General features: G+C 67.4%; 11 protein-coding genes and 4 pseudogenes. 3 read left to right on the top strand and 12 right to left on the bottom strand.

The genetic code is table 11. From position 1 onward, the window contains the following. The 9 genes and pseudogenes from JL100_RS15095 to JL100_RS15130 all read right to left on the bottom strand — a co-directional run. A pseudogene (locus tag JL100_RS15095) lies at positions 1-369 on the bottom strand (transposase); the annotation flags it as partial. Further along, positions 333-542, bottom strand: a pseudogene (locus tag JL100_RS15100) (IS5/IS1182 family transposase); the annotation flags it as partial. The pseudogenes JL100_RS15100 and JL100_RS15095, both read right to left, overlap by 37 nt. A 120-nt stretch (positions 543-662) precedes the next feature. Continuing rightward, the gene (locus JL100_RS15105) at positions 663-1,223 is read right to left on the bottom strand and encodes a transposase (RefSeq protein WP_202681587.1); all 561 of its coding nucleotides are present in this window, start codon (positions 1,221-1,223) and stop codon (positions 663-665) included. A gap of 104 nt (positions 1,224-1,327) precedes the next feature. After that, positions 1,328-1,447: pseudogene (locus tag JL100_RS36825) on the bottom strand (hypothetical protein); the annotation flags it as partial. A gap of 499 nt (positions 1,448-1,946) precedes the next feature. Then, positions 1,947-2,051 (bottom strand): transposase, encoded by a 105-nt coding sequence (locus JL100_RS36830; RefSeq protein ID WP_202681586.1) that lies wholly within the window; start codon positions 2,049-2,051, stop codon positions 1,947-1,949. A gap of 228 nt (positions 2,052-2,279) precedes the next feature. Next, the gene (locus tag JL100_RS15115) at positions 2,280-2,606 is read right to left on the bottom strand and encodes a hypothetical protein (RefSeq protein ID WP_202681585.1); all 327 of its coding nucleotides are present in this window, start codon (positions 2,604-2,606) and stop codon (positions 2,280-2,282) included. 379 nt (positions 2,607-2,985) lie between these two features. Next, positions 2,986-3,695, bottom strand: a pseudogene (locus JL100_RS15120) (IS6 family transposase). Between the two features lie 112 nt (positions 3,696-3,807). Continuing rightward, on the bottom strand, positions 3,808-5,043 hold the full coding sequence (locus JL100_RS15125) for a hypothetical protein (RefSeq protein WP_202681584.1): 1,236 nt from the start codon (positions 5,041-5,043) through the stop codon (positions 3,808-3,810). 253 nt (positions 5,044-5,296) lie between these two features. Continuing rightward, complete coding sequence (locus JL100_RS15130; protein WP_202681583.1) at positions 5,297-6,196, bottom strand: 3'-5' exonuclease; 900 nt, start codon at positions 6,194-6,196, stop codon at positions 5,297-5,299. 449 nt (positions 6,197-6,645) lie between these two features. Between JL100_RS15130 and JL100_RS15135 the strand changes: the two genes are divergently transcribed. Both JL100_RS15135 and JL100_RS15140 read left to right on the top strand, forming a co-directional pair. Further along, positions 6,646-6,981, top strand: coding sequence for a hypothetical protein (locus tag JL100_RS15135; RefSeq protein WP_202681609.1), 336 nt, complete (start codon positions 6,646-6,648; stop codon positions 6,979-6,981). Between the two features lie 6 nt (positions 6,982-6,987). Beyond that, positions 6,988-8,394, top strand: coding sequence for a DUF6745 domain-containing protein (locus tag JL100_RS15140; RefSeq protein WP_202681582.1), 1,407 nt, complete (start codon positions 6,988-6,990; stop codon positions 8,392-8,394). Between the two features lie 199 nt (positions 8,395-8,593). Here JL100_RS15140 and JL100_RS15145 read toward each other — a convergent pair whose 3' ends face one another. Together JL100_RS15145 and JL100_RS15150 are read right to left on the bottom strand one after the other, a co-directional pair. After that, complete coding sequence (locus tag JL100_RS15145; RefSeq protein WP_202681581.1) at positions 8,594-8,938, bottom strand: hypothetical protein; 345 nt, start codon at positions 8,936-8,938, stop codon at positions 8,594-8,596. Positions 8,939-9,358: 420 nt separating this feature from the next. Continuing rightward, entirely contained in the window at positions 9,359-9,805 is a 447-nt protein-coding gene (locus JL100_RS15150) for a hypothetical protein (protein ID WP_202681580.1), read from the bottom strand. Positions 9,806-10,561: 756 nt separating this feature from the next. Here JL100_RS15150 and JL100_RS15155 point away from each other — a divergent pair. Next, positions 10,562-11,521, top strand: a complete 960-nt coding sequence (locus tag JL100_RS15155) for a hypothetical protein (protein WP_202681579.1) — start codon at positions 10,562-10,564, stop codon at positions 11,519-11,521. Positions 11,522-11,982: 461 nt separating this feature from the next. Here the strand turns inward: JL100_RS15155 and JL100_RS15160 are convergent, their stop codons facing one another. Further along, on the bottom strand, positions 11,983-12,222 hold the full coding sequence (locus tag JL100_RS15160) for a hypothetical protein (protein ID WP_202681578.1): 240 nt from the start codon (positions 12,220-12,222) through the stop codon (positions 11,983-11,985). Between the last annotated feature and the right edge of the window lie 4 nt (positions 12,223-12,226).

The following is a 12,226-nucleotide window of genomic DNA, read 5'->3' on the forward strand; positions in this document are numbered from 1 at the left end:
TCAGGCGAATGCCTTTGTGAAGCGCTCACCGAAGAGGACGGCGAACTGAGCCTTTGCCATGGCCCATTCGCGTGCCGGCATGGTCCACTGTTTATCGGTCCTGTGCAAGACCAGGAAGATCAGCTTCAGGGCGGCATCGTCAGTCGGGAAGTGACCTCGGGCGCGAACGGCCCGGCGGAGCTTGGCATTCAAGGATTCGATGGCGTCGGTGGTGTACAGGATGCGCCGGACCTCGGCCGGGAAGGCGTAGAACGGCACCACCTCGTTCCAGGCGCGGCGCCAGCGCGGGCTGATGGCCGGATACTTGCGTCCCCAAGCGCTGTCCTCGAAGAGGCCTGCAGCAGCAGCGCCCGCAGCAGCTTCTCCGGCGGGATCGATGGTCGCCCAATCCTGGAGTACAGCCCCTCGAAGGCCGGCGACATTACCTCCAGCGCCTCGTCCACGATGGCCCGGATCGGCCGCAACGGATGGCTCGCCGGAACCCGCGCTTCACAGCTCACGTAGCTGAACAGACCCTCGCTGCGTTCGTCCAATCCCCGCATCGTCCCCTCGCCGGCCGCAGTCTCCACCACCGAAGAGAATCACGACCGCCCGGCCGTGCACAGCCCTTTTTCCGCAGCCTGCTATATCCGCCAGTCGACCTTCCAGCAGGTCGGACACAATCAGGAATCGACCCGCCTGCAGTATGGCCTGGTCGATCGGGCGCGGCAGCTCGGCTGGGCGTCCGAGCGCATCGTCGTGATCGACGAGGACCTCAGCCGCTCCGGCGCCTCGGCCGAGGCCCGGGCGGGCTTCCAGCGCCGGCTGGCCGCGGCCGGGCCGGCTGCCAGGTCGCGGCGCTGCCGGGCCACCGCCGCCTCGGCCTCGCGCAGGCAGTCGCGCAGGATCGGCGGGCGCCGGAACGACGCCGCGCCCGCGCCGGCCCGCACCCGCATGCCGTCCTGGACGACCGGGCCCAGGCTGGCAACGCCGGCATGCCGCAGGGCGGCGAAGCCTTCGGTGAGCAGGCGCTCGATCACCTCGGCATGGCCGACCCGGAAGTCCGCCAGGGTCTTGTGATTGACACTCATGCCGCCGCACAGCCACTGGTAGGCCGCGTGCTCGTCGTACAGCCGGGCCAGCTCGCGCGCGCTGCCGACACCCTCGACGGTGGCGTAGAGCCACAGCGCCGCCAGCACCCGCGGGTCCGCCGGCGGATGCCCCGGCCGGGTCGAAAGATTCACAGGCTCTGAGAGCTTGGGAGGCCTTGCGGCTCTCCGCAGGGGTCTCCCGCTTGTTCTTGCAGATGTGAGTTGAGCGCTGCTCCCCTGACTGCCCGTTACGAGAGTCAGGGAGGAGGCAGGCGCTTTCGGTTCGGGTTAACGAGGCGGTCCAGCATGATGCGGATGGCGGCGAGGGTGACCATGGCCTCGGAGACCTCCGGCAGTTCCTCGTAATCCTTTGACGGGCGCCGCCATCGCCCAAGCCAACCGAGTGGTCTTTCGACGACCCACCGGCGCGGGACGACGACGAAACGAGGTGCCGGCGATCCGGCGGACGATGATCAGTGTCAGGTCGAGCAGGAAGCAGGCGAGCAGAACCGGCAGTCGGTTGGAGATGCTGTGGGCGAAGATCGCCTTGAGCCAACGGTACTGACCCTTGATCCGCGTCAGCAGATCGCCGGCGTTGTCGGCATCCTGGATATTGGCGGCATGGACGAGAACACCGAGCAGGAAGCCGGAGGTATCGACCGCGACGTGACGCATCGATCGCGGAGCTTCAACGATCCATCCCTTGATCCTCTTGGCCGCATCGTAGCCGCGCGGCCCCCCTTTTCCGTCGTCCTGACGGTTCGTGTATCGAGGATGGGCACCGCCGAGCTTGGCTCCCGACCCTCCTCCCGCGGCAGTGTCAGCAGATGATGGCGCATGGTCTCCCAGACGCCGGCCTGCAGGAAAGCGCGGAAACTAGAGATACACCGTAGGCCATGGCGGAAAACTGGGCGGCGGCCAATGCCGCCACTGGCAGCCGGTCCGCACGACGTAGAACAGGCCGTCCAGTAACTGCCGCATGTCATCGTTCGAGGCCGCCCGCCCGGCTTCGCAGGCGGAATGAACGCCTCAAGCAGGCGATACTGGTCACAGCTCAAGGCTTGGCCGGAGCCAAAATTCCCAACCGGCGCGCGATCTTCGGGCGTCCACATCGGCAGCCTCCACCATCAGGATTGCCCTCGTGAACAGTCGTACCGCAACCCCATCGCCGACGCTTGCAGACCTGCGCCTTACTTTCGAAACGGGCAGTCAGTCATCTGCTTGGCCCAGCCCTGCTGGAGCGCCGCCGAAATACAGGTCGAGGGCTGCCAGGATTATCGGCGTTCGCCGCAGTCCGGTCACGGCGCTGATCCGGTCGATCATTTCGACCGTCCCAGGCGTCAGCCACAGCTTCTTGGATACCCCCACCTTCAGCGTCGGCCGGTAATGGATGTCCCGGCCGGCGCTTCGTGCTTCGACCAGCATCGGAATCGCCTTTTCTACGATGGCGCCCGGCTGATCCTTTATCCGCTCCCAGCAGGCCGGCGAGATCCGCCCAAAATGGATACCGACATCTCTCTCGCCGCGTTGGGGCATTTCCGCTTATCTCCCCGGTCCTGAACTCGTCCATCAGCACGTGCTGCGCGAGAACGATGCTGATCTCACGCGGCGGCACCTGTATCCCCCCAGCTGCACCTTCCCGCGATGCTCTGCCTTCGGTTTCCCAAGGCCGGGCAGGTAAACCCGACCCGCCGGCCTTCGGCGCCGACCTGAGCCACTGCTCGATCAGCGCATCCTTGGCCTTCGCCAATGGCACCTTGAAAGCCACTTCCACCCCCTCGCGAAACAGACTACTGTTCCGCGGAAGTCTACCCTACGTTAGGGACACGCACCAGCAGCTGGGGACACCGAAATGGCATTGTCACGTTAACTTGGATTTGCCGTGCGAAGACGTCAGCGGTCGGTAAGTCGGCCTTTATGCCGTCATCCGGACGCAGGTTTCCTGCTTCCAGACCTCGAACGCGTTGGTACGGTAGGCGCGGTACTCGGCAGCACTCATAAGATGCCGACGGGGATGGCTGTGCTGGAGAATGGGACCGTGGGCGGACAGGAATTGCTGGGCCTGCCGGGGTGACTTGAACCGCTTCATCCGCCGTTCGCGCTGGCGGGTCGGCAGATGCGAGTTCTCGGCGCGATTGTTCAGGTAGCGGCTTTGCCGGTGTTCAACGTGTGGGATGACCTGGCGCTTGGCCGCGGCGTAGCTTTTCAGCTGATCGGTGACCACCACCCGCAGCACATAGCGCAAGCCCTCAGCAGCTTCTTGAAGAAGCGCTTGGCCGCCCTGGTGTTGCGCCGGCTCTGCACCAGCACGTCGAGCGCCACGCCGTCCTGATCGACCGCACGCCAGAGGTAGTGCTGGACGCCGTTGATCCGGATGAACACCTCATCCAAATGCCAGTGATCGCCCGGCCTTGGTCGGCGCCGCCGCAGTCGGTCGGCGAAAGTCTGGGCGAACTTCCGACACCAGCGCCGGATCGTTTCGTAGGAGACTACTACGCCCCGCTCCGCCAGCATGAGCTCGATGTCCCGGAAGCTGAGACAGAACGTGTGGTACAGTCAAACGGCGTGACTGATGATTTCGGCTGGGAAGCGGTGACGATGATGAGGATCAAGGACGCGTGTCATTCCGCCACCGTGCCCCACCCGAACATCAAATGCCATCTCAGTCCGTTAACGTGACGATGCCGGGTTAAGAGCCGGCGACGCACCTGTTGATGAGCCAAATCGCTGATGGCGCTCAGAGGACGGGAACCGTCAGCGCCCGTGCGGCTCGGTCAAGCAATGCCATCAGCTCATCCAGTTGATCGCGACCGGAATGAAGATCGAGCCGGCTGAGCATTACCGAGTCCGTCGAGGAGGCAATCTGGTCGGGGCCGAAGCCGCACTGCCGGCATGCCGCGACATCGGCAAGAACCTCGCACCTCAGCCGCTGGCTCCGCGGCTGCCATTTCATGGTCAACAGAGTCCGTGCCCTGCGGTCCGGCACGCTGTACCTGATCCGCAAGTCGGCCCCTCCCGCCGCCGTGAAGTAGACCTCCAAATCATCCGACCGGGTATCGCAACACTCGCGCAGTTGACCAACGAACCCTCTGGCCCACGGATCAAGAACGTCAAGGAAACGCTCCTCATTGCGGTCAAAATCGTCAGGACTGACACTCATCCCCTCCGAGGACGGATGATTGCCGCCGTCTCGACCGCCTTCCGGCCTCAACCGTCCCGCGGACTCCGGATCTTCACCCCTGAGAAGTGCTTTCCGCAAAACCTCCTGAATGCGACCGTCTACAAGACTGGCCGGAATGGCTTCATATGGATAGGTTCTGTCGCTCTCATTGTTACAAACCGGAAGAAATTCCCGGATGAGCGTCGTTTCCGCAGCGGACACAGCCGCACGGATCTCCTCCGTGTTTCCAGCCGACAGGTCGGGGCTCGGAAGCACCCGCACATAGACGGCCGTAAACCGGGCAAGCGTCTCTTTGTCCAACCGGGAAAACGCCTGCCAGTTTTCGAGTGCGAAGCGCACCCGCTTGAACCCCGCCACCATACCGCGATCCCGCTCGATCGTCTCGGGAGCGCCCCGGCCGATCTGATCGATCAGGTCACCACTGAAGGTGGCCAGTACCCGCTCGAGCACGGTCGGCGGCAATGATACGTTGCGGCCGCGCATCGTGAAGGTACCAAGATGCTTGTCCCACCGGAACCGTGACACATCGCCGGAAAAGGGATTGTTTTTCCTCCCACGATACTTCCCGATATAGATCAGGCCCTCATCGAAGAACAAAGCATAGATGCCGGGACCCGCGAACGAGGCAGTATCATCAAGGTGCTTGAACCGGATAACCGAATCGAACGGCGAGGGGTTGCCGGGCCAGGGCTTCTTTTCTACCAGATCGAAGAGATCGGTCCAGGAATAGTTTTGTACCTGAAGCATATGTTTCCCCAGCTTGACGCGGCCATCTTGAGTATCACGACGCATTACGGACACCATGGCTGAGAAATAGTTGAGTCGAAGTTAATGGCTTGACCAGGAACCGGGTCCTGGAACTCCTTCGAACGTCCGGGGTGGAGAGGCTCCGCCGATGGATCCAGGGTCGCTGTCGAAGTGGTTCAAGCGGCCCCCATTCATCCGACCGGCGTGGCCGGGCGGGTGCAACGACAAGAAAGAGGATTGGCCGCTTCCGGCCGCCGGCAGGCAGGGACCATTGCGCCGCGCCCGATTGCCTCCTCGATCAGGGGATCAGCATCGCCCTCGCGGCATGGCGGTCCCGCGCCGTCAGCCGGACCGGAACGCCCGTGCAGCCGGCATTCGCCCTCAGCCACTCCAGTTCGGCATCCGCACCATCCTCCTGCAGGTCGCGGAACCATGCCCTGGCGCTGCCCGGGATCGATCCGTCGTTCCACCGGTATCCGCGCCGCTTCAGCGCATCCTTGGCGTCGAACGGGCTGCCGATCGCCCACACCCTCGACGTCAGCATCCGTGCCCGCGCCAGCAGGCTCGCCATCGCGAGCGTTCCCGTCACCGGCAGCGTCCGGCTCAGAACCTCGACGCCCGCCAGGCAATCGACCTCGCCTCGATGTGCTCCGGCGAAGATGAAGCCCATGCGGAAGGCGACATAATCGAGCTTCGCCGAGCCGATGCCTTCGGCCTTCCAGTCGATCTCGGCCGCCGTGCAGGCCCAGGGCCTCGCCGCGAAAGCCGGCAGCCGCGCCTCGAGCTTCGGACGATCGAAGGACGCGTTGTGCGAGACCACCAGGTTCGAGGCGGCCAGCAGGTCGAGCACGGTCGCGTCGTCGATCCGCTGCCCGGCGACCATGTCCGTGGTGATGCCGGTCAGCGCGGTCACTTCCGCCGGCACTTCGGCGCCGCCGGCCGGCTGCTCCAGCCACGAACGGGCGGCCAGGATCCTGCCGAGCCTGCCGGTCGACGGGTCGTATTCCACCTGCACGGCCGCCAGTTCGATGATCTCGGCGTCGTGCTCGAGGCCGGTCGTCTCCGTGTCGACGTAGAGCAGCCGGCAGACCGTCGCATCCGGCGGCAGGTCGCCGTACCCGTCCGTTTGGCGGTAGACGTCGAAGACGCGGTAGCGGCCGGTGTCCTCCAGGGCGGCGGCCATTTCGGCCGGGGTCATGGCAGCGCTCCTCTCTGTGCCGGCTCACGGGCCGGATGCATCCGGTCGCCGTTCGACCAGCAACCAATACACGACCGAACATGGTGGAGGGAGTATGAAAACTTGGTTGAACCCGCGCCGTCCGGGGCAAACCGGTGGGGCCTGCGCCGAGGCGGCGCTCTCACGTCCCGTCCGGCTGTCCTGCGACGCCTGCCGCTCTCCCCTTGCCCACAGGCTTTCCTTACCCGAACTGCCGGATTTGCCGGCCCCGGCGGAACGCCGCCGTTCCCGAGCCGCCCGCCGCACCTGACCGGTCAGGCATCCGGCCGGCTGGTCACAGGACGTCGACATCAGCTTGCAGCTGCCGTGCCGGCCCGGCCTGCTCCGGCCCGCCTATACGATCGATACCTCGCGGCGATCAAACGGCCGGCGGTAGGATGATCGGCCAGGACTCCGGGGAAGGATGCCGAATGCAGTTCCTGCAGGGTGACGTGCTTCTCGAACGCGTCGACGCCGTGCTGGCGAACGCCATGCCGAAACGGCCGCCGGCCGGCCGGCCGCTGCTCGTGGCACCCGGCCGCGGGGGAACCCGGTCGCACGTCCTGGCCCCGGGTTCCGACGTCGCCGCCTGGAGCCTCGCCGCCGTGCCGGACGAAACCCCGGATTATCTCGTGGTCGGGCTCCACGGCGCGCGCCTCGTCCACGAGGAGCACGCGCCCATCGATCTTCCGCAGGGAACCTACCGGGTCGTGCGTCAGCGCGAGTTCGACCCGGGCCTCGCGGCCGTCCGCCCCGTGCTGGACTGAACGGCCTTGGCACTCCTGATGGACGGCACCCGATCGACGGCCGGAGCGCCTGACGACGCGGTTCGGCGCCTTTACGCGGCATGCCACCTGAAGCCTCCCGTCGTCGTGACCGCCCGCAACGCCGCCGAGTTCAGCGTGGTCTGCGCCGCCGCGACCGCGCGCACCGGCCCGCGGCGAAGCCTGGCGATCGTTCATCTGTTCGCGCTGTGCTTCATGTTCGCGGTCACGGCCGCCCTCGCGGCGACGGCTTTCTCCGGCCCGGAGGAGAGGATCGGCCATGTTCTCGATGGCGGCACTCTCCTGATGTCCCTGCCGATGCTGATCTTCATCGCCCTGATGCCGGTGCAGACCGGGAACAGGCGGACCGAAGCGACGCCCGGCATCGGCTGGCGCCTTGCCGGCCTGCTCCTCTGCCTCGGTGCGACCGTGCCGCCGTCGCTCGCCTTCGTGCCGGGACCGGTCACCGCGGCCCTGGCGGTCGCCGCCATGGCAAGCCAGGCGATCGTGATCGTGGTTCTCCTCGGCATCGTGCTCTGGCCGTGCTGGCGCCGTCGCGAGATCGCCGCCGACCTCGGCGCTCCGGTGCCGCTGCGCGGCGGCGAGCCGGTTCTCGGCATCGTGGAGCATCGGCTGGCCTCGGCCCTGGTCTCCGTCGACACTGCCGCTCCGCCGCCGCGGCGTGCCGGCCCGGATGCGCTCGCCCCTGCCAGGCGCGCGGAGACTGCGCGCCTCATCCAGCGCGAGGGAACCCGTGCCGCCGAGTTCTGGCACGATGTCCGCCCCGTGCTGGGGCGCGCCGTGGCCCGGTTCGGGCCGGGCTGGGAGGTCGCCCGGCTCGGCGTTGAGAACAGGGCAGAGGCCGAACTGCCCGAGATCCTGAACGCCGCCGTCATGATCGACCGGACGGCGGATGCCCTGTGCGTGCTCGACGGCATCGCGGTGGTGCTTCCCGCCGATGCGCCGCTGACGTTCCCGACGGAGCACGGCGCGCCGGGGCCCGGCCGCCATGCCCGCGGCGCCGTGTTCGACTGGCTCGGGTACCGGGGCGTCCTCGCGGCGGTCCTGCGGCTCCTGCCGGCCCGGGCCGGCGACCGGCTGCTCGCGCGCTACCTGACCCGGATACCCGATGCGCCCCGCCGCACGGGAGCGATCAAGGCCTTCGGGACGGCGCGGTTCTTCGAGGTGCTCTGCTCCCGCCCGGTGCAGCAGGACCGCTTCGGACGGCTCCACGTCCTCGGCCGGAGGGAAGACCCCAGCGTTTTCGTCGAAGTGGAGGATCCCGCCATTCTCCCGGACGGCTCCCGGCGGCGCTACTGGCTCGCCGTTCCGCCACATGTCGCGACGGCGCACGAGGCGGTCGCCGCGACGTTCGGAAGGACGGCGGGAGCCTACCATCCTGCCGTGGAAAGCTAGAACGCCGACGTCCCACCGGAGAATACCCGGGTCGGCCAGGGCGGCGGACGCCTGTCGGCAGCGTCAGGGGCTTCTCCTGCGGCATCGTCATCCGGCCGACGGGATGGAAAGCCGTCGCGAACCGCATCCGGGCCGATAAGCCCGCCGGCACCATGCCTGCGCATCCCTTCCCGCCCGCACACGTCCCGGGCCGCGGAGTTCACTCCTCCTCGAACAACATCCGGTGGATATCATCCTCCGTCATGTCGTCGGTGATCGTGTAGCGAGCCACCGGCGGTTCCCTGGCGGCTCGGAGGAGATCGGCGGGTGTCACCCGCACGCCGCCGGTCAGGCTGGTGTCGTCGGGATCAAGGATATAGCCCCGCCGTTCGGCGGCGGTGGCGACGACAGGGCTCGGTCGTGTGAGCTCCGCCCCATGCGCCGCGTCCCGCCGGTGCGCATGAGCAAGGGTCCCGCTCGTTCCCTCCGGCGGGACGCCCTCGTCCGCCCCCGGATCGGCCGCAGGGCCCGCCCGGGCCGGTTCCGTTCGCCGAACGTGATCCATCACGCGCTCCCCTTCCGAAGTTTCGCCGAGCTTATCGTCGGCGCCGCGTCAGAACCGGACGCGGCGATACCCCGCGGTCCAGGCAAAGAGCCGGGAACACTCCTGCATTCCGCCGGTCGACGATCACGTCACCGGCCCGGCCACGGCGACGCGGCCATCACGCCGTCTTCGGGTACGCCGCCCTGTCCGATGCGGAAGGGAGAGCAGCCGCGCCCCGCTCCGGCGACAGGACGGACCGACGGCACCCTGCGGCGTCGAGCCCTTCGCCGGGTTCGGCGTCACCGGCCGCCAGCCAGGTTCATCGCATCGAAGAACGCCGCCGGCTCCCGCGCCGGAAGAAGCAGGGGTGCCCTGCGGGAGTAGGTGCCGCGGGGCCCGGCCGGCCATGCCCTGTGTCGGATGCACCGGGCGCCCGACGCTTCAGGATCCGGGCGACGGGTCCGGTCCGGGTTCGCCGGGATCGGCGGCTTCGCCGCGCGCTGCCCGCCGGAGCTTCCAGTCGGCCCTCCTGCGCCGGAAGTGCGGCTCGTAGAGCTCGTATCGGCGCGGTGTCGGTCCGGGATCCGGCCACAGCTCGGCAAACGGCCGGGCGGCGGGCCCGATCGTCGGCCAGCGCGCCTCGAATTCCCGCGCCTCGGCCTCCGACGCGAAGCGGACGCTTAAGATCACGTCGTAGTGATCGAAAACGATCCCGGCCAGGGGCCCGAACGTCAGGTGATCGAACTCGGTGATGCCGACACGGGCCCCGGGATGGGTGTCCGCCATCCAGCGGTCGAATGCCTCGAGGCTCGGCGGCCAGCCGAGCACGGCGAGGAAGACGTCGCTCCCGAGGCGGACGAGAGCATGATCGCGAAAGACATGGTGCATCGTCTTGCCGGCCGACAGCCGGCTGCCGGGCAGGATCCTGCCTGTCAGGGCCGGCCGCCATAGACCGCGCCACGGTTCCCTGCCGGACCGAGCATCCTCACCGGCGCGACCGCCGCTGTAAACATCGTTGTTCCTTCCGGCAAGTCGCGGAGACCCGATCGCGACAGCATCGGTGCCGGTCCGCGAAACGCTTCGGGCGTTGAAGGGGGGCCCGGTGTTCTGGGAACATCCGGCGTCGCGCGCCGCCAGTCCCTGATCGGTTCGGCCGCGGCGCCTGTCTCGCCGCCGGCCCGCGCCCTGGTGCCACCCCTGAACTCCCGTCCCGGACCCGGAAAGCGTCGGAACCGATCACGGCGCCCCTGTTCCCTGCCCGCCGGCCGGCAGGACCCGGCTCCGCCGCGACGAACCCGAGCGACATGACCCTGGATCGGTGGAGGGTCTGCCCGGCGAGCCTGACAGGATCCGAGCGGCGGCCTGACCATTCCGGGCTCCGGGGCCTCCCGGGGGAACTCGGCGCCCGGACGGCCTCTTCCGGCGGGTTTCCGCGCCGTCGCGTCGGCCGGCCCGTCAGTTTCTGACGGCCCGGCAGGCGATGATGGACCGGCCGAACCCGACCTTCGGGACAGGCCCGTGGCGGTCCGCAGGGTGCCGGCCGGAACCTCCGGCACGCCTGCCGCCGAGTTTCCGGCAAAGGCACGGGCATCGACAGGATCCGGCCGTCTGCAGGAACCCGGAGCCACTCTGGGGAATACCGCCATGCTGCTGGACCTGAAGGATCTTGGATTCCGGTGGTGGAGACCGGCCGCTACCGATGCCGATGGGCAAGCAATTCCCCGGCCCGCGCTCGGCTTCGGCATCCCGCTGGCCGAACTGGGATGTCCCGTACTCGACTCGAATGAAGATCCGGCCGAAACCGCCAGGTTCGAGGACGCTGTGCGCAAGTGCTGGGCGGGGAAGTCATCCGATGATCGCCTGGTCATCCTGTCAGCCTTCGGCATCGCGTGCCCGATCGAACCCGTGGATGAGTATGCACCCTTGGACGATCCCGACCTCTACAGGGAGTTCGCCGCCCTGACCCCGACAGCCGAGGCGGTGCGCGCGTTCGCCGGCAGGAGAGGACGGCTGGCGTTCGACGAGTTGATCGTCGCCGTGGACGCCGGCGGCACCCCGATCGTTTCAGCCGAGGCGGACAGGGCTGTGGACGTGCGGGGAACCGGCCGCGGAGCACTGGTCTACGGCGAGCCGGTGTCGCTTTGGCGGGACGAAGTTTTCGCGCTGCGCCTGTGCCTGGAGATCGATGCGGTCCTCCGCGCACGGGATGTCGGGGCCATGCGGCAGTTCGTCGAAATCGGAGAGGACACCTTCAGCTGGCTCCTGTCCGAGGAAGACCATCGGAGACTGTTGAGGGGGCCTGCGAACAAGACTGCCTTCCTCCTGCCGGAAACGCGGTGGCGGCGGATATTCGGCTCGAGCCGCGAGGTGCCGCCGGCAGCGCGCACGCACGGCAACGAGGTCAGCGCCCTGGAGCGCATGCTGCGCGGTCTCGTCCGGAGCGCGGTCTGCGCGCGCCTGAAGGATCGCGCACTGGGTCTCCAGCCGCGCTTCGAACCTGCCGCGCCGGTTCGGGGAGCGCCAGGAAGCGCCAGCCTGGAGTGCGGGTGTCTCCTGACAGCGATCTGGGCCCAGGCAGCCGCCGCCATGGCCCGGCGCCCCTGAAAGGCGCACTGAAGCGGCCGGCCCGACGATGCCGGCAGGCCCCGCGCTGCAGTCGAGCGCAGACGCCCTGCATGACGAAGGTGCCTTGTCCTGAAACGGTGGGGACAGCTGCCTGAGGTTCGATGACGGACCGGCCGGCGGGGCTTGGCCCATGGGACAGCCGATGCGGCGCCGCGAGGTCGTCGGGCAACCCGACATCGGGTCCCTGGTGCCGGCGCGGACAGCAGCCTGCATTCGGGTATGCGGAGTTTGTAAGCCGGAAGATCATTCGGCATGCAAAGTTGCGTCCTTCGTTCTTTTGTATGCACGTCTCATGGTTGAGTGATTGGATCAAGCCGGCGGTCTGCCGGGAGGGATGCCCTGGCGCGTCAGGCGTCTTATATGTGGAGAGCATTTTCGACAGCGACGCCGACTTTCATTAATCACCCTCGACCCTTCAGAGTTCTTACCAAGTCTCCACATCATCGATCGGATCGATCATTAAAGTCCCCGCCTGACACTCCAAGTACAACTGAACCAGCGTCATCAGGAGGAACCCAGACCACGGCCTGGATCTCGCGCGCCATGACGGTATCAACCCGCGGCGGATCGCTGAACTCGACCTCGTACGCCTCGCCATTGCCGTGGATGTGGACTGTCGTCCCCTGCTGATCGAATACCCTGACGATCGACAGTTCGGGAACGGGTGCAGCCAGGGTCATGCCG

It is taken from the genome of Skermanella mucosa, assembly GCF_016765655.2.
GTDB classification, from domain to species: Bacteria; Pseudomonadota; Alphaproteobacteria; order Azospirillales; family Azospirillaceae; genus Skermanella; species Skermanella mucosa.

Coding starts and splice junctions, on each gene's coding strand:
- JL100_RS36830 (WP_202681586.1), bottom strand. CDS start 2,051: ATGCGGCAGTTACTGGACGGCCTGTTCTACGTCGTGCGGACCGGCTGC.
- JL100_RS15115 (WP_202681585.1), bottom strand. CDS start 2,606: ATGCCCCAACGCGGCGAGAGAGATGTCGGTATCCATTTTGGGCGGATC.
- JL100_RS15150 (WP_202681580.1), bottom strand. CDS start 9,805: ATGCACCATGTCTTTCGCGATCATGCTCTCGTCCGCCTCGGGAGCGAC.
- JL100_RS15155 (WP_202681579.1), top strand. CDS start 10,562: ATGCTGCTGGACCTGAAGGATCTTGGATTCCGGTGGTGGAGACCGGCC.
- JL100_RS15135 (WP_202681609.1), top strand. CDS start 6,646: ATGCAGTTCCTGCAGGGTGACGTGCTTCTCGAACGCGTCGACGCCGTG.
- JL100_RS15145 (WP_202681581.1), bottom strand. CDS start 8,938: ATGGATCACGTTCGGCGAACGGAACCGGCCCGGGCGGGCCCTGCGGCC.
- JL100_RS15125 (WP_202681584.1), bottom strand. CDS start 5,043: ATGCGTCGTGATACTCAAGATGGCCGCGTCAAGCTGGGGAAACATATG.
- JL100_RS15130 (WP_202681583.1), bottom strand. CDS start 6,196: ATGACCCCGGCCGAAATGGCCGCCGCCCTGGAGGACACCGGCCGCTAC.
- JL100_RS15160 (WP_202681578.1), bottom strand. CDS start 12,222: ATGACCCTGGCTGCACCCGTTCCCGAACTGTCGATCGTCAGGGTATTC.